At 71.2% G+C, this 17,322-nt stretch carries 13 protein-coding genes and 1 pseudogene; 6 read left to right on the top strand and 8 right to left on the bottom strand.

The genetic code is table 11. The features are described 5' to 3' along the window. Positions 1–126 precede the first annotated feature (126 nt). The 4 genes from P0R35_RS14150 to P0R35_RS14135 all read left to right on the top strand — a co-directional run bounded on the left by P0R35_RS14150 (position 127) and on the right by P0R35_RS14135 (position 6,370). Positions 127–1,827 carry an ABC transporter substrate-binding protein gene (locus P0R35_RS14150; protein WP_284013060.1) on the top strand — a complete coding sequence of 567 codons (1,701 nt, stop codon included), beginning with the start codon at positions 127–129 and terminating at the stop codon, positions 1,825–1,827. A 105-nt stretch (positions 1,828–1,932) separates the two neighbouring features. Further along, positions 1,933–2,928, top strand: a complete 996-nt coding sequence (locus P0R35_RS14145; RefSeq protein ID WP_284013059.1) for an ABC transporter permease — start codon at positions 1,933–1,935, stop codon at positions 2,926–2,928. Next, entirely contained in the window at positions 2,928–3,926 is a 999-nt protein-coding gene (locus P0R35_RS14140) for an ABC transporter permease (protein WP_284013058.1), read from the top strand. Before P0R35_RS14145 ends, P0R35_RS14140 begins: the two co-directional genes overlap by 1 nt. Then, entirely contained in the window at positions 3,926–6,370 is a 2,445-nt protein-coding gene (locus tag P0R35_RS14135; protein ID WP_345782750.1) for a dipeptide ABC transporter ATP-binding protein, read from the top strand. Before P0R35_RS14140 ends, P0R35_RS14135 begins: the two co-directional genes overlap by 1 nt. Before the next feature lie 61 nt (positions 6,371–6,431). On the opposite strand, the gene P0R35_RS14130 is transcribed toward P0R35_RS14135, so the two are convergent. Next, positions 6,432–6,923 carry a DUF7974 family protein gene (locus P0R35_RS14130; RefSeq protein ID WP_284013057.1) on the bottom strand — a complete coding sequence of 164 codons (492 nt, stop codon included), beginning with the start codon at positions 6,921–6,923 and terminating at the stop codon, positions 6,432–6,434. 47 nt (positions 6,924–6,970) lie between these two features. Continuing rightward, positions 6,971–8,608, bottom strand: coding sequence for a gamma-glutamyltransferase (gene ggt, locus P0R35_RS14125; RefSeq protein ID WP_284013056.1), 1,638 nt, complete (start codon positions 8,606–8,608; stop codon positions 6,971–6,973). Between the two features lie 192 nt (positions 8,609–8,800). On the opposite strand from ggt, the gene P0R35_RS14120 reads away from it, so the two are divergent. Continuing rightward, positions 8,801–9,535 (top strand): helix-turn-helix domain-containing protein, encoded by a 735-nt coding sequence (locus P0R35_RS14120; protein ID WP_284013055.1) that lies wholly within the window; start codon positions 8,801–8,803, stop codon positions 9,533–9,535. A 19-nt stretch (positions 9,536–9,554) separates the two neighbouring features. Here P0R35_RS14120 and P0R35_RS14115 read toward each other — a convergent pair whose 3' ends face one another. The 6 genes and pseudogenes from P0R35_RS14115 to P0R35_RS14090 all read right to left on the bottom strand — a co-directional run bounded on the left by P0R35_RS14115 (position 9,555) and on the right by P0R35_RS14090 (position 16,719). Continuing rightward, entirely contained in the window at positions 9,555–10,904 is a 1,350-nt protein-coding gene (locus P0R35_RS14115) for a M28 family peptidase (protein WP_284013054.1), read from the bottom strand. 357 nt (positions 10,905–11,261) lie between these two features. Then, positions 11,262–12,062: a pyroglutamyl-peptidase I gene (locus P0R35_RS14110; RefSeq protein ID WP_284013053.1), complete on the bottom strand. Its 801-nt coding sequence runs from the start codon at positions 12,060–12,062 to the stop codon at positions 11,262–11,264. A gap of 142 nt (positions 12,063–12,204) precedes the next feature. Beyond that, positions 12,205–13,485 carry an MFS transporter gene (locus P0R35_RS14105; protein WP_284013052.1) on the bottom strand — a complete coding sequence of 427 codons (1,281 nt, stop codon included), beginning with the start codon at positions 13,483–13,485 and terminating at the stop codon, positions 12,205–12,207. Between the two features lie 153 nt (positions 13,486–13,638). Continuing rightward, positions 13,639–14,855, bottom strand: a pseudogene (locus P0R35_RS14100) (amidohydrolase family protein). Positions 14,856–14,907: 52 nt separating this feature from the next. After that, positions 14,908–15,696, bottom strand: a complete 789-nt coding sequence (locus tag P0R35_RS14095) for a DICT sensory domain-containing protein (protein ID WP_432765052.1) — start codon at positions 15,694–15,696, stop codon at positions 14,908–14,910. A gap of 75 nt (positions 15,697–15,771) precedes the next feature. Continuing rightward, positions 15,772–16,719, bottom strand: coding sequence for a transcription initiation factor IIB (locus tag P0R35_RS14090; RefSeq protein ID WP_284013050.1), 948 nt, complete (start codon positions 16,717–16,719; stop codon positions 15,772–15,774). Between the two features lie 283 nt (positions 16,720–17,002). Here P0R35_RS14090 and P0R35_RS14085 point away from each other — a divergent pair, with 283 nt between their 5' ends. Next, positions 17,003–17,212 (top strand): hypothetical protein, encoded by a 210-nt coding sequence (locus P0R35_RS14085; RefSeq protein WP_284013049.1) that lies wholly within the window; start codon positions 17,003–17,005, stop codon positions 17,210–17,212. Positions 17,213–17,322: the final 110 nt, after the last annotated feature.

Here is a 17,322-nt window from a genome sequence, read left to right as displayed (position 1 = left end):
GAGGACAATCCGCGTTCCGATCGCGGACGCCCTCCGGTGATATCAGTACGTCAATCACCCGCACAGCAACAAGTATTTATGTCGGAACTTACCAAGGCTTCATATCCCAGTTTGGGTAGCACAACCATGACAGAAGACGACGTAAATCGTGTGTTTCAGCGGATGAATCGTCGTCGGTTCCTGACGGGAACCGGCGCGGCCGGCGTCGCCGCGGTTTCGGGCTGTCTCGGCGGCGACGGCGGCCAAAGCGACGGCGACGGGACGGACTCGGGGAGCGACTCGGGCTCCGACAGCGGCTCCGACTCCGGGGGCGACTCGGGGAGCATGAGCGGCGGGACGCTCAACCTGGCGCTCGTCAAGAGCCCCCTCGAGTTCGACCCGATCGTGTTGAACGACGTGCCCTCCTCGCAGGTCGCCAGTCAGATCTTCGAGGGGCTGTACGCCTACGACGAAGGGACCGGCATCGTGCCGGAGCTGGCGACGGGCGAGCCCGAGGTCAGCGACGACGGCACCACCTACACGGTGACGATGACGACGGAGGCGACGTTCTCGAACGGCGACCCCGTCACCCCCGAGGACGTGAAGTACAGCTTCGAGGCCCCGGTCGCGGAGGAGACCGAGAACGCCTCGGAGTTCAACATGATCGACTCCGTCGAGACGGAGGGCGACGACACGATCGTCTTCAACCTGAAGTACCCGTTCGGGCCGTTCATGAACACGCTCGCGGCCGGCTCCATCGTGCCGATGTCCGTCCGCGAGGACGACAAGGACGCGTTCAACACGGAGATGCCCGTCGGCTCGGGCCCGTTCGTCTTCGAGGACTGGCAGGAGGGCGACTACGTCGACATCGTCCGCAACGAGGACTACTGGGGCGAGCCGATGGCGAACCTCGAGAAGGTCCACTTCACGCCGATCACGGAGGCGACGACCCGCGTCACCACGCTCCGCAACGGCGAGAACGACGTCGTCGAGGAGATCCCGCCGAAGCTCTACTCCACGGTGCGCAGCATCGAGGACGCGAGCATCGACGAGGTGCCCGGCATCGGCTACTTCTACCTCGCGTTCAACTGCAACGAGGGGCCGACCGCCGACCCCAAGGTGCGTGAGGCGATCGACTACTGCTTCTCGATGGACACGGCCGTCGAGCAGTACGTCGAGCCGACCGGCGTCCGCCAGTACGCGCCGACGCCCGCCTCCATCACGGAGGACTGGGGCTTCCCCATCGACGAGTGGGAGCAGATCCCCCACGACAAGGACATCGACGAGGCGACCGCCCTCTTCGAGGAGGCCGGCGTCTCGATGGACTACAACTGGAAGATCATCGTCCCGCCGGACGACAAGCGCGAACAGATCGGCATCTCGGTGTCGAACGGCCTCAAGGAGGCCGGCTTCAACAACGTCTCCGTCCAGCGGCTGGACTGGGGCGCGTTCCTCGACGCGTACGTCACCGGCAACGCGGACGACTACAACATGTACACGCTCGGCTGGTCCGGCACCCCCGACCCCGACGCGTTCACGTACTACCTGTTCGGCCGCACCGAGGACACCCTCGGCGTCACGAACGGGACGTACTACGGCGCCAACAGCCAGCGCGGCAAGAACGCCGCCCAGAAGATCGTCGACGCCCGGCAGTCGGCCGACCGCGACGAGCGCAAGCAGCTGTACACCGAGGCGATCACCACGATCCTCGAGGACCGTGCGCACCTGCCCGCGTACAACCTCAAGAACAGCTTCGGCGTGAAAGACTACGTCAGCGACTTCCAGTCGCACCCGGTGGACTCGTTCCACCTGACGACCGGACACAACAACGTCTCGGTCGACAAGTAACTCGCGCGCCGAATCGGGCGGAAACTGACAGGAGCGGCCCAGATGGCCGCTTCCACGAATTTATATACCACCGTGCGAAACGAGGCCATACACCAGTAGAGACAAATGGGACGCGCACAGTACACGATCCGACGGATCCTACAGGCGATTCCGGTACTGCTGGGAGTCGTCACTATCACCTACTTCCTCATGGAGGCGATGCCGGGTGACCCCGTGAGCATCATGCTCGGGCCGTCGCCAAGTGCCCAGCAGGCCGCCGCCATCCGTGCGAAGTACGGGCTCGATCAGCCGTTGTGGCTCCGCTACCTGAATTACCTCTGGGACGTCGTACAGCTCGACCTGGGCACGAGTCTGTACTACGAGGTCCCCGTCACCCAGAAGATCATGGAACGGCTGCCGGTGACCGTGCTCTTGCTCGTGTCGAGCTTCGCGTTCGCCATCGCCACGTCGATCCCGCTGGGGATCATCTCCGCACAGCGCCGGAACAAGCCGACCGACCACGTCGCGCGGATCGTGGCGCTGCTCGGCGTCTCGACGCCGTCGTTCTGGATCGGCCTGGTCCTCATCATCCTGTTCTCCTACCAGGTGAACTGGTTCCCGGCGACGAACCTCGTGTTGCCGTGGGCCCCCCTCGAGGAGGTCGGCGTCGATAGCCGGGCGGACGTGATCCTCAAGTCGCTCCACCACCTCGTGTTGCCGACGCTGTCGCTGGGGACCCTCCAGATGGCGGCGCTCACCCGGATCGAGCGCTCGTCGATGCTGGAGGTGCTCGGCGAGGAGTACGTGAAGCTCGCGCGCGCCTACGGCGTCAAGGAGTCGACGATCCTCCGCAAGCACGCGTTCCGTAACGCACAGCTCCCGCTCATCACGCTGCTGGGCCTCCAGCTCACCAGCGCGATCGGCGGGGCGGTGTTGACCGAGACCGTCTTCTCCATCAACGGGATGGGGACGCTCATCATCACCGCGATCAACAACCAGGACTTCGCGCTGGTGGTCGGCACGACGCTCGTGCTCGGCTTGGTGTTCGTCGTCGGGGTCATCCTCACCGACCTCTCGTACGCGTACATCGACCCGCGCGTCACCTTCGAGGAGGCCGACTGATGGCGACCACTACCGACACCGACGGTCGAACCGACGGCGAACCGCAGGCGGTCGACGCCGAGGACGACCAGCCGGCGGCGAACGTCGGGTGGCGCTACACCGTCAAGCAGGTCCGTCGCGACCCGACGGCGCTGGCCGGGCTGGCGATCATCGGCGTCGCGACGCTCGTGGCGGCTGTCGCCTTCCTCGACCAGCTCGTCCTCCCGTTGTTCGGCGTCGAACAGTACGCCATCGCCCAGGCGGTGTGGGTGAGCCCCAACGCCGAGGTCGCCTCGCAGTTGCTGCCGCCGGCGATGACGACGAACGTCTTCGGCGAGGGGACGTGGGCACACCCGCTCGGCACCGACGACCGCGGGCGCGACATCCTCGCGCGGCTGTTCTACGGCACCCGGATCGCCATCTCCGTCGGCGTCGTCGCGACGACCATCTCGCTGGTGTTCGGGATGATCGTCGGCTCGGTCGCCGGCTACTACGGCGGCCGCATCGACGACGTGCTGATGCGCGCCGTCGAGACGCTGTACGCCATCCCGTTCCTCGTGCTCGTCATCGTGTTCATGGTCGCGTTCGGCCGCAACCTCACGTTCGCGATGATCGGCGTCGGGATCGCGAACATCCCGACGTTCGCCCGACTCATCCGGTCGCGGGTGTTGTCGGTGCGCGAGGAGGACTACATCGAGGCCGCGCGCGCGGCCGGCGTACGCGACCGGAACATCATCTTCCGGCACGTCATCCCGAACAGCTTCGCCCCCGTGCTCGTGCAGGCGACGCTCCAGATCGGCTTGGCGATCCTCATCGTCGCCGGGCTGTCGTTCCTCGGCTTCGGCGCACAGCCGCCCACGCCGTCGTGGGGCCAGATGCTCTCGCAGTCGCGCGACTACATGCTGCCGGACCCGTGGTTCAGTATCTGGCCCGGGCTGGCGATCCTCATCACCGTGGTCGGCTTCAACCTCCTCGGCGACGGCCTGCGCGACGCGCTCGACCCCCGTATCAACAACTGATGTCCGAACCACTACTCACAGTCGAGAACCTGAAGACCCAGTTCTTCACCGAGGAAGGCACCGTCCGCGCGGTCGACGGCGTGAACTTCGAGGTCCACGAGGGGGAACTCGTCGGCCTCGTCGGCGAGTCCGGCGCCGGCAAGTCCGTCGCCGCCCAGTCGATCATGCGCCTCGTCGAGGAGCCCGGGCGGATCGTCGACGGCACCGTCACCTTCGACGGGGAGAAGCTGGTCGACATCGTCGAGACCCCCGACGGCCGCATGGAGCAGTCCGACGAGATGCTGTCGAACCGGGCGATGCGCGAGCGGATCCGCGGTCGCGAGATCGCGATCATCTTCCAGGACCCGATGGAGTCGCTCAACCCCGTGTTCAAGGTGGGCGACCAGCTCCGGGAGTTCATCGAGCTGAACCGCGACGTTGGCGCCTCCGAGGCGAAGACCATCGCCGTCGACATGCTCCGGGAGGTCGGCATCCCGGAGCCGGAGGTCCGCTACGACGACTACCCCCACGAGTTCTCCGGCGGGATGCGCCAGCGCGTGCTGATCGCGATGGCGCTGGCGTGTGAGCCGCGGCTCATCATCGCCGACGAGCCGACGACCGCGCTCGACGTGACCGTCGAGGGGCAGATCCTCGACCTCGTCAGCGACCTCCAGAAGCGGTACGACACCGCGTTCCTGTGGGTCACCCACGACATGGGCGTCGTCGCCGAGATCTGCGACCGCGTCAACGTCATGTACCTCGGCGAGGTCGTCGAGGAAGCCGACGTGGACGACCTGTTCTACGACACCAAACACCCGTACACGGAGGCGCTGTTGCGGTCGATGCCGCGCCCGGACCGGTCGGTCGAGGCGCTCGACCCGATCAAGGGCGTGATGCCCGAGGCGATCAACCCGCCGTCGGGCTGTCGGTTCCACACGCGGTGTCCGGAGGCCCGCGAGGCGTGCAAGGAGTTCCACCCGGAGTTCCACGACGTGAGCGAGGCCGGGGGGGAGCCGCACGCCGTCTCGTGCATCAAGTACGAGAACGTCGGCTACGAACACAGCGAGCCGCTGGAGACGGAGGCGACCGGCGCCTTCGCCGGCGGGCTCGCGGGCTGCGCGGGGAGGACGCGCGCGACGCCGCCGGCGCCGCCGGGGGTGACCGCGATGAGTGACGCCGACCCCGCGGGCAACGGCGCGGCCGCCGTGGACGACGACACAATCCTGAGCGTGCAGGGGCTGACGAAGCACTTCAGTCAGTCCGACGGAATGCTGTCGACGTTCTTCGACGAGCCGCCCGTGCGCGCCGTCGAGGACGTCAGCTTCGACGTGAAGCGCGGGGAGACGCTCGGCCTCGTCGGCGAGTCCGGCTGCGGGAAGTCGACGCTCGCGCGCACCATCCTCCGGCTGGTCGACCCGACGGACGGGGCGGTGTACTTCAACGGCGACAACCTCGCGGAGCTGTCCGGGAAGGACCTCCGGGAGTGCCGCCGCGACATGCAGATGATCTTCCAGGACCCGCAGTCGAGCCTGGACCCGCGGATGAAGGTCGGCCCCATCGTCGAGGAGCCGATGAAGGCCCACGGGCTGTACGAGGGCGAGCGCGAGGAGCGTGCCCGCGAACTGCTGGAGAAGGTCGGCCTCGACCCGCACCACTACAACCGCTACCCCCACCAGTTCTCCGGGGGGGCAGCGCCAGCGCATCAACCTCGCGCGGGCGCTGTCGGTCAACCCCGACTTCATCGTCTGCGACGAGCCGGTGTCGGCGCTCGACGTGTCGATCCAGGCGCAGGTGCTCAACACGATGCAGGAGCTCTCCAAGACGAGTTCGGGCTCACCTACCTGTTCATCGCGCACGACCTCAGCGTCATCCGGCACATCTCCGACCGCGTCGCGGTGATGTACCTCGGGCAGATGGTCGAACTCGCCGACACCGAGGAGCTGTTCGAGCACCCCAAACACCCGTACACGGAGGCGCTGTTGGGTTCGATCCCGGTGCCCGACCCGCGCGCGTCGGGCACCCGGAGCGTGCTCGAGGGCGACGTGCCCTCGCCCATCGAACCGCCGTCCGGCTGTCGGTTCCGCACGCGGTGCCCGAAGCTCATCCAGCCCGACGAGTTCTCGCTGAGCGACGACGAGTGGGCCGCCGTCAGGGAGTTCACCCGGGCGGTGAAACGGCGGACGTTCGACCCGAACGACCGCGCGGAGGTGCGCGCGGCGTTCTTCCCCGGCGGGACGCCCGCCGGGAGCGCGGGGTCGGTCGTCGACGACGCCATCGACCGCGTCGCCGCCGGCGAGTGGGAGGTCGCGAGCGAACGGCTCGTGTCCACGTTCGCCGACGCGAGCATCTGTGCGACCGAGCAGCCGTCGTACTCGGTCGATGCGGAGATCGGCGACGGCGAGCACTTCGCCGCCTGCCACCTCCACCGCGACTCGGTGGCCGCGTCGCCGCCGGCCGACGACTGAGCCCGGCGCCGCCGCTCGCGGCGACTTCTCCCCGTCCGTCGTGCGCCGAGCGGCGGCGCCGTCACTCCACGCGGATCGTCGTCCGCGCGGCCGGGCGCTCCCGGCGCGTGGCGACGAACGCGCGGATCTCGTGGTCGCCGCGGGACAGCGGCGTCGACCGCGTCCGGCGGCCGTCGCGGCGGGTCACGCGCCCGTCCCACGTCCACTCGTGGGTCTTGCGCTCCCGGGCCCGGAAGGAGAGCGTCCCCGAGCCGCCGGGGTCCCGGCGGGGTTCCTCGCTGGCCTCCAGGGCGCCGTCGACCTCCCACCCCCACAGCCGTCGCGAGGGCGTCGACACCGCGATGGGGACGGGGAGCCGGTTGCGGATCGCGACCCGTACGGCGACGGGGTCGCCCGGCGCGTACACCTCGCGGTCGGTCTCGACGGCGATCGTCAGCCCGCGGGCGACCAGCGGCGCCGGGAGGAGCGCGCCGACGGCGGTGCCGAGGTAGTCGCGCGTCTCGTCGAAGCCGAGGCGGTCGCGGTCCTCGTGGCCGCGCGGGGACTGTGGCACGCGAGCCAGAAGGGACGACGGCCGAATGAGGATGTCGGTTCGGCGACTCAGTACCCCTGTGCGTTGCCGTCCTTGCGGGGCTCGGTCGCCCCCGAGAGGACGCCGTCCTCGGTGCGGACGATCTGGGCGCCGCCGAACAGCGCCGGCGGGAGCGTCTTCACGTCGTGACCCTTGCGGACCAGCTTCGCGGCCGTGTTGCCGTCGAACTGCGGCTCCAGCGCGAGACTCCCCTCCTCGCGGTAGCGCCACCGCGGGCTGTCCAGCGCCGCCTGCAGCGGCTGGTCGTAGTCGACGAGGTTGGCTATCACCTGCACGTGGCCCTGCGGCTGCATGTAGCCGCCCATGACGCCGAAGGCGGCCCAGTCGTCGCGGGCGTCGTCGTCGGGCGCGAAGTCCGCCAGCGCCGGGATCAGGGTGTGGAACGGGCGCTTCCCCGGTTCCAGCGAGTTCGGGTGGTCGGAGTCGAGCGAGAACGACGCGCCGCGGTTCTGCAGCGCGATGCCGGTGTCACCCGCGACCAGCCCGGAGCCGAAGCCGGCGAACCGGGAGTTGATGTACGAGACGACGTTGCCCTCGTCGTCGGCGACGCACAGCAGGACGGTGTCGGCGTCCTCGGCGTTCGCGTCGGGGACGCCGAACGTCACGTCGTCGTTGCACTCCTCGCCGACCTCCTGGGCGCGCGTCGCGGCCCAGTCCTTGCTCGCGAGCGGCGGGTGGTCCTCGAACTCGGGGTCGGTGATGTAGCGGTGGCCGTCGTGGAACGCCAGCTTCAGCGCCTCCGAGAAGTAGTGGACGCGCTCGGGCGAGTCGTAGTCGTACTCGGCGGCGCCCAGCTCCTCGGCGATGTTGAGCGCCTCCAGCGCGATGAGCCCCTGGTTGTTCGGCGGGAGTTCGTACACCTCCGTCCCGTTGTAGGTGGTCGAGACGGGCTCGGGGAACTCCGGCTCGAACGCCGCGAGGTCGTCGACCGTCATGAAGCCGCCCTGCTCCTGCACCTCGCCGGCGATCTGCTCGGCGATCTCCCCCTCGTACACGACGTCGGCGCCCTCCTCGGCGATCAGCTCCAGCGACGCGCCGAGCTTCGGGAGCGTGACGTGCTGGCCGACGTCGGGCGCCTCGCCGTCGAACAGGAACGCGTCGCGGGCGTGGTCCGTCTCGAACAGCTCCTCGCCGTGCTGCCACTGGGCGGAGACGACCTCCGAGACGGGGTACCCCTCCGTCGCGTAGCGGATCGCCGGCCGGAGCAGGTCGGCGAGGGACTTGCGACCGAAGCGCTCGGCGGTCGCCTCCCAGCCGCGGGCGGTGCCCGGCACCGTGACCGCGTGGGCGCCCGTGGCGGGCATCTCCGCGTCCGCCGGGTCGGCGTCTTCCTCCTCGGCAACCGCCTCGCGGACGTTCTCGATGGTGGCGTCGGCCGGCGCCGGCCCGCACGAGCGCATGGCGCCGACCTCGCCGTCGGCGGTGCGGTACAGCGCGAACACGTCGCCGCCCAGCCCCGTCGACGTGGGTTCGACGACGTTCAGCGCCGCCGCGGTGGCGACGGCGGCGTCGAACGCGTTGCCGCCGTCCTCCAACACGGAGATCCCGGCCTGCGACGCCAGCGGCTGGCTCGTCGCCACGACGCCGCGCTGTCCGTACACCGTCGACCGCCGTGACGCGAATCGATCGATATCTGGGTCGCTCATGTGCACAGATCGCCGACGGACCCGCGAAAACGCTGAGCCGGATAGTTTCGGGTGCCGGCGCGGCCCGTCGGTTCGCGGCACGCGGCGGCGCCGTGCGACGACGCCGCGGGCGGCCGGCGCGAGCGCCCGCCGTGCGGGCGGCGACCGCCCGCTCGGGAAGACTGATATGCTCGCCCCACGCTACACACGGGCATGGGAGCGGAGCGCGGCGGGGAGGGGGCGGTCCGACCGATGCGGGAGGTCACCCTCCGGATCAAGCACGTCGGACAGCCGGAGACGGCCGCGTCCGAGCGCTACCCGGGGGTGACGATGCGGTCCGTCTCGTCGATGACCGGGCGGGGGGACGAACGGAAGCGGATCGTCGAGTTGACCGGGGATCCCGCGGACGTCGGCGGCTTCATCGAGACGTTCGCCGCCTGCGACCCGGTCGTCGAGGCCGAGCCGATCACGCCGCTGGGCGAGGCGACCGTGTTCGTCGCGTTCACCGTGAACGTGCCCGAGTGGGACAGCATCGCGGAGCTGCTCGCCGGGCTCGGGCTCCACTACCGGACGGGCACCGTGATCACCGGCGGGTACGAGCGGTGGACGCTGTACCTCGACGCCGACGACGACCTGTCGGCGGTGATCGACGCGATCGAGGACCGCGGGAACGAGGTGGAGCTCGTCAGGCAACTGGAGATGCAGGAGGTGACGCCGTCGACCCGGTTCGAGACCGCCGGCGCGATCCACGACCTCACCCCCCGGCAGCGCGAGGCGCTGGGGGCGGCGATCCGGGCGGGGTACTACGGCCACGAGAAGAGCGCCGGGATCGAGGACATCGCCGAGGAACTGGGGATCGGCACCACGACGACGTGGGAGCACCTCGCGCGCGCCGAGGGGAAGGTGATGGCCGACCTCGCGGACTTCCTCGGCGACGGCCGGACGTGAGCCGGTCGGGGTCGGAGCGTCACTCCGCGTCGTCGTACGGCCAGCGCCCGCCCATCCGCAGTTCCTGTTCGTAGCCGGCGTCGATGGCGTCGCGCATCTCCGTCCGGCTCATGTGGGGCGTCTCCACCTCGTCGGCGGCGAAGCGTGCGACCGCCTCCGCGACCTGCACCGCCACGTCGCGGAGGTCCCGGGAGTCGAGTTTGTCGAGCGTGTCCGCGTGCGTGTGGCCCCAGCCGCGCCCCGACTGCGTCGAGGCGGTCGAGGTCATCGCCGCGGGGACGCCCTCCTGCACGAACGCCCACTGGTCGCCGTGGGGGGCGATGGTGTCGTCCGTCGACAGGCTCGCGTCGAGGTCGTTCGTCACCGCGCGGAACACCGCGCCCAGCTCCTCGAAGCCGTTCGTGCCGACGCGGAGGGTCCGCGAGCTACACGCGCCGTCGAGGTTGACGACGCACTTCACGTCGTCGAGGGCGCTCGTCTCCGCGCAGTGGTGCGCGCCCCACAGCCCGATCTCCTCGGAGCCGAACGTCACCAGCCGGACGCGGGTGTCCAGCTCCACGTCCTCGCGCGCGAGCAGCCGGCCGACCTCGGCGACGAGCGCCGACCCCGCGCCGTTGTCGTTGGCGCCGTCGGCGATGTCGTGGGCGTCGACGTGGGCGGTGAGCAGCACCGCCTCGTCGGTGTCGGGGCCGACCTCGGCCTCGACGTTCACCGACGTGGCGGGCTCGTTGCGGCAGTCGACCGCGACGGTCGCCTCGCAGCCCTCCTCGGCGTAGCGCGCGAGCCGCTCGCCGACCTCGCGGGAGACGCCGACCGCCGGGATCGGGCCGGGGCGCTCGTGGTAGCCGACCTCGCCGGTCGGCGGGAGCGAGCCGTCGAGGTGGTTGCGGAACACGAACGCGACCGCGCCGTGGTCGGCGGCGTTGACGTACTTCTCCATGCGGTGGATCCAGCGGTCGACCTCCTCGGGCGTGTCCGAGGAGACCATCGCGACCGCGCCGTCGAGGTCGTCGGCTCGCGCCTCGAACTCCTCGTAGGTGCCGTCGCCCACGTCGACGACCCGGCCGGTCGCCTCGCCCGCGGGACAGCCCGGCAGCGCGAGGACGTCCTGTCGGCCGTCGTGGACGCGCTCGTGGGGCTCGTGCACCGTCAGCGACGACGACCCGCGCCACCAGCCGGGGATGTCGAACTCCTCGATCCGCGCCCCGCGGGCGCCCGCCCGCTCGAAGGCGTCGCGGACCACCTCGGCCCCGCGACGCTCCCCCTCCTGACCGGCCATGCGGCTCCCCACGTCGACGAGGTCGGTGAGGACGTCCCACCCGAACCCGCTCGTCTGTGCGTCGCCCACGGCCGCGTTCGGCAGTCGCATACCCCGTGGTTCGACGCGTCCGTCTTGAGTCCCGGGGTCCCGGCCGACGCGTCCCCGTACCGGCACCGGCGGCCGGCCGCCGAAACCGCGGGGCGGCGCGGGGACCGCCCGCGACCACGCCCGCGGCCCGTCAACTTCTTGTGTCGTGCTATCGAATGACGCAAAAGATGCCCCGACCGATCGATCTCTCAGATGCCGACGAGCGCGTTCTCCGCCACCTCCGCGAGAGCGGCGCGGACTATCCGGCGCTCGTGGCGGCGAACACGGGGCTCCACATCCCGCTGGTCGAACGCCGGATCGCGACGCTGACCGAGCGCGGCTTCCTCGAGGCCGCCACCGGCGAACAGATCTACCGGATCACCGAGGCCGGCCGGCGCGCCCTCGCGGGCGACGCGCCCGTGGTGTCGCCGGCGGTCGACGGCGACGGCCCCGAGGAGACGGTCGCCGACGGCGGCACCGCCTCCGAGGAGGCCGAGTAGCCCGCACGCGCGGTCGCGGTGGTCCCCGGCTCTCGCGGTCAGTCGCTCGCGCCCAGCGCCGTCTCGAACGCGAGTTCCACCGCCCGCTCGTCCAGCCCCGCGGGAGGCTCGGGCGCACGCTCCCGCCGCGGGCGGCCTCCCCGTCGCGCGCCGTCGCCGCCGCCTGCGCCGGCGTCGCCGGGAGGTGGAGGAACCCCGCGGGCACGTCCGTCCCGTCGAGCAGCGCGAGCGCCCGGTAGAGGATCGCGTTACAGAGGTGGGTGCCCGCGGTGTTCGACACCCGCGCCGGCACCCCCGCGTCGAGACACGCCGCGACCGTCTCGCGGACCGGCAGCGTCGCGAGGCGGGCGTCCGCGCCCGCGGGGTCGAGCCGTTCGTCCACCGGGTCCGCGCCGTCGTTGTCGGGGACGCCGACGGTGTCGGCGACGTTGATCGCGACGCGCTCGACGCAGACGGCCGCCCGGCCCGCCGCGAGGCCGGTGGCGACGACCGCGGCCGGGTCGTGCTCGTCGACCAGCGCGGCGAGTTCCTCGCCCGCGCGGTCGAACGCGACCGGGAGCGTCCGGCCGACGACCGCGTGGCCCGCGACCGTGCGCCCGTCGAGCGCCGCCGCCGTCTCGCCGGCGGGGTTGGTGTCGTGGTCGCCGAACGGCTCGTAGCCGGTGCAAAGCAGCGTCATACCGGGCCTCGTCGGTGCCGTCGCGTAAGCCTTGGCCTTCCCGACGCCGGTGGCCGGTTCGAGGCGGGGTGGGACGGGGGGCGGAGCGGGGCGACAGCCGACCCGACGACCGGGTCGGGTCGCGACGCGTCGCGGGCCGGCGTCAGTCCCCGGGGACGGCGGACTCGTCGGCCGTCGAGTCGTCCCGTAGGGTCGTCGCCGCGATCGCTCCGGCGACGACCACCAGCCCGGCGCACGCGAGGTACTCGCCCGACAGCCCGATCGCCGACGCCAGCGGGAGCGCCACGAGCGGGCCGAGCGTCGACCCCAGATCGCCGAACACGTTGTACACGCCGCCGAGTTTGCCGACGTCGCCGCCGGGGGCGATGTCGCCGAGGTACGCGAGCAGCGGCGGGCCCGCGAGCCCCGCGCCGCCGCCGACGAGCGCGACGCCCGCGAGGACGCCCCCGGTCGTCGGCACCAGCGCCGCCAGCGCGAACCCCGCGCCGAAGACGGCCAGCCCCGGCACGACCGTCGTCGTCCGGCCGAGCCTGTCGGAGAGCCGCCCGACCGCGAGGTTCGACGCCGACAGCGCGACGACGGACACCGCCATCACCACCCCGCTGGAGCCCGTGCCGGCGAGCCCGCCCAGCGAGATGTCGTGTTCGGCGGTGTAGAGGACGACCGTCGACAGGAGGACGCCCGCGTACAGGAACCGGATCGTGAAGTTCACCGCGCCGACGGCGCCGATCCGGGGGTCCGCGCGCACGAGGGCGGGGACGTCGCGCAGGCGGCTCCCGCCGTCGGTGTCCGGGGTGACGTTCGGGAGCACGCGGTACGCGACCGCGGCGGCGAACAGCCCCGCCGCGCCGGCGACGGCGAACGCCTCCGCGTAGCCGTACAGGTCTGTGACGACGCCGCCGAGGACGAGCCCGGTCGGGAACCCGAGGCTCTGCCCGCCGCGCATGTAGCCGACCCACCGCCCCCGGTTCGCGGGCGTCGTCACGTGCGTCACCGTCGAGAAGGCGCCGACGAACACGAACGCCGAGCCGATCCCCCACGCCGCCCGCGAGACGAGGAACACCGTCGCCGCCGACAGCCCCAGCGGGGGGTTCAGCCCGACGAGGTAGCCGAACGGGACGAGTCCCTGCACGGCGAACCCCGCGATCATCGGCCGGCGGGTGCCGAGACGGTCGAGCACGTCGCCCGCCGGCGTCGACATGAGCAGCCGCGTGAACCGGTTGATCGAGAGGATGGCGCCGACGAGGAACGGCGCGATGCCGAGCACGCTCCCGAGCGCGGGGATGGTCGGGAACGCGACGCCGCCCCCCATCCCGCCGAAGAACACGCCCGCGACGAGGCTGAGGACGACCGTCCGCACCTGCGACTCCGTGTACCGCTCGTCGTCGGGGTCCGTGTCGGGTGGGTGGGTCGGGTCGGTCACGTCTGGCGGTCCGGAGTCGAAGTCGGGGGGTACGCGTGCTGGGCCGTCGGGACGGCGCCGGGGCGGTCGACCGCTCGGTCCGCCCGGACGGCGCGGGCCGCGCGAACGCACCGCCGCCGCGGGTTCGGGACGCTCGCTACGCTCGCGCCCCGCTCACCACGCGTACTCCTCGCGCGGGTCCACGTCGTCGCGCTCGCGGTCGAACACGACCTCGCCGTCGACGACGACGTACCGGCTGCGCGTCCCCATCTCGTGGAACGGGCCGTCCCACACGACGAGGTCGCCGTCGGTGCCCGCCGCGAGGTCGCCGACGCGGTCGCGGATGCCGAGGATCTCGGCGGGGTTCGTCGTGACCGCGTCGAGGGCGGCCGCCTCGGGGAACCCCGCCCGAACCGCGAGGCCGACGCAGACGTCGAGGTGTCGTTGCGGGATCACGGGGGCGTCCGTCTGGATGGCGACCGTGACGCCGGCCTCGTGGAGGATCGCCGGCGTCTCGAAGGTGATGTTGCGCAGTTCGTACTTCGAGGCCGACGAGAACGAGGGGCCGACGACGGCGGGCACGTCGCGGTCGGCGAACTCCTCGGCGATCACGTGGCCCTCGGTGGCGTGTTCGATCGAGAGCGCGTCGATGCCGAACTCCTCGGCGATGCGGAACACGGTGACGATGTCGTCCGAGCGGTGCGCGTGCACCCGCAGCGGGAGGTCGCCCTCGATCACTCTGGCGAGGTTCTCGCGGCCCAGATCGCGCTCGAACGGCTCGCCGTGCTCGCGGGCGTGCTCGCGGCGCTCGATGTAGTCCTCCGTCGCCATGAACTCCTGGCGCAGCGTCGCCGCGACGCCCGGACGGGTGGACGGCTGGCGGCCCTCGCGCTCGCCGTGGAAGCGCTTGGGGTTTCCCCCATCGCGGCCTTCATCCCGTCCTCGGCGATCAGCATCCGGTCGGCGACGTCCCCGTACGTCTTCATCGAGCAGATGATCCCGCCGATGACGTTGCCCGACCCCATCCGGGCGGAGACGGTGGTGACGCCGTTCCGGAACGCGCCCTGCAGCTCCTCGTCGCGCGGGTGGAAGCCGTCGAGGGCGTTGACGTGCGGTGTCGTCGCGCTCGTCCCCTCGTTGAAGTCGCCGTCCTCCGGTTCGCCCCACTCGGCCATCCCGGCGTGGCTGTGGGCGTCGATCAGGCCGGGCGTCACCTGCATCCCCGTCGCGTCCACCTCGACGGCGTCGGCGGGCGCGTCGACGTCGCCGACCGCCGCGACCGCGCCGTCGACGACGAGCACGTCGCCCTCGACCGTCCCCCGTTCCGTCTGCGTGTGGACCGTCCCGCCGCGGACGACGACGCTCCCGCCGTCGCCTGTCGTGTCGCTCATTGGCACACGGTCGGCCGATCCCGTGCAAAGCGTTTCGGTTCGAAACGCGTCGTCACAGCTCGCGGCGGATCACCGCGGCCAGCTCCGCCACCGCCTCGGGGCGGAACGTCCAGATCCCGCGCCAGACGCGCGGCTCCGTCTCCAGCGCCAGCAGGGCGACCGGCGTCGTGTGGGGGCCGACCGCGTCCGCGGGCGGGTCGAACACGACGAACCACGAGTCGCTGTAGCCGGCGCCGTACCCGGTGTGGGCGGTGACGTCGAGCGCCGACTCGGGGTCCCAGTCCGGTTCGCCGTACACGTGGACCGCCGCGCCGGAGGCGGCGAGCCGCCGGTACGTCCGGCGCGTGCCGACCTCGTCGTCGATTCGGGACAGCTGTTGGAACGACGAGTGGATCTCCCCGGCGCCGGCGCGGGCGGCGCGCAGTTCGATCTGGCGGCTCATCGCGATCAACAGGAGCTTCTCCTTGTGCGCCAGCGGGTACCCCCGGAGGCGGAACGGGACGTCCGCCAACTCCGTCAGGACCGCCGGGAGGTCGGCGTCGGCGAGCGGGAGCGTCCCCGTCGTGTACAGGTCGGAGTTGACGAGCAGCACCGCCCGCTCGAGCGCCGCGAGCGGCGAACTCGCCAGCACCTCGCCGTCCTCGACGAGCACCGCCACGTCGTCCGCGTCGGTCGTCGCCGCGGCGCCGCGGGCGGCGTCGGCGCCGACCGACACCGGCTGGTCGGCGAACAGGCGGCGGAGCATCGAGTCGAGCGGCGTCCCGCCGTCGCGACGGAGGACCGCGAGGTGTCTGTCGGCGGGGACCGCCGACGCGAGCGTCTCGAACTGTGTGTCCAGCACCACGTCTCTACACCGGGCGACCGTCTCGGTGTATATAACGTCGGCCGTCCGAGAATCAACGACGAAACCGCCCGCCTACAGGGAGCCGAGGTCCACGGCGTCCATCTGCTCCTTGTAGCGGTTGCGGACGGTGACGACCGTCACGTCCGCCACGTCGGCGATCTCCGACTGGGTGCGCTTCTCGTCGGACAGCATCGACGCGAGGTAGATCGCGGCGGCGGCGTACCCAGTCGGCGACTTGCCGGCGTGGAGGCCCTGCGCGGTCGTCTCGTCGACGATCCGCGTGGCACGGCGTTTCACCGCCTCCGGGAGGTTCAGCTCCGAACAGAAGCGGGGCACGTGTTCGACCGGGTCGACCGGCTTCAGCGCCAGCTTCAGTTCGCCGGAGATGTAGCGGTACGCGCGGGCGATCTCGCGGCGCTCGACGCGGGCGACGCTCACGAAGTCGTCGAGCGAGCGCGGGATCCCCTCCTGGCGACAGCCGGCGTAGAGGCTCGCCGTCGCCATCGCCTCGATGGAGCGCCCGCGGATGAGGTCCTCCGAGAGCGCGCGCCGGTAGATCACCGACGCGACCTCGCGGACGGACTTCGGGACGCCCTGCGCGGAGGACATCCGTTCGATCTCCGAGAGCGCGAACTGGAGGTTGCGCTCGCCGGCGTCCTGCGTGCGGATACGCTCTTGCCACGTGCGGAGGCGCTCCATCCGCGAGCGCTTCTCCGCCGACAGCTGGCGGCCGCTGGCGTCGCGGTTGCGCCAGTCGATGCTGGTCGTGAGCCCCTTGTCGTGCATCGTCTGGGTCATCGGCGACCCGACGCGGCTCTTGCGGTCGCGCTCGGTGGCGTTGAACGCGCGCCACTCGGGCCCGCGGTCGACGTTGTCCTCCTCGATGATGAGGCCCGTCGGCTCGTGGATCAGCTCCCCGTCGTCGGTGCGGACGAGGTCCGCCTCGTCCACCTCGTCGGGGTCGACCGTGTCCGCGTGCTGTTCGTCGGAGCGTTCGCGCTCGCGTCGCGTCGTCGTCACTGGCGCGCTCGCTCCGCGATCGCCCCCGAACCGCCGTAGTTCGTGTTCGACCGAGTTGTACCACCGCGGTCTGCGTCGGGCAACCGAGAGTCACCAGTCTCGGGCCCACGATACGATTCCGGCATCCCGCTAACGCAGACTCAACTCGGTCACATAAGAGTGTCGCCGAACGGATACGGCCGCCGCTGGGCGGTTCCCTGCGTGCCAATCGCTCGCAATGTGGGGGAAGTATTAAACCTTGTGCCATTCAGCGATCGGACACGACGAGAGTCGGAGGCCACGCATGACCGACCACATCGCACTCGCCGCCTGCCCCGCACACGGCAGCGACGGGTACGCGATGTCGTCGGTCACGGCCCTCGCCGCGGTCGCCGCCCGGTCCGCCCCCGCGTTCGCCGCCGTCGGCGACGCGAACCGGACCGGAGCCGGCGTCGACGGCGCCGAGGGGACCTCCGCTCCGACGCTCGTACCGTCCGCCTCCATCGCCGCGTGACGCGGCGACGGTTCTCGGGGTCGACCCGAGCGGAGGCGGACGCACCCTTGTCCCGTCCACCGTTCAGGTTCCCCGACCGTCCCGCAGTCGCGCGGCCGCCCCGCTCCCAC

The organism is Halobaculum litoreum (assembly GCF_030127125.1).
Taxonomy (GTDB): Archaea; Halobacteriota; Halobacteria; order Halobacteriales; family Haloferacaceae; genus Halobaculum; species Halobaculum litoreum.
This window is presented reverse-complemented; position numbering and strand designations above follow the sequence as displayed.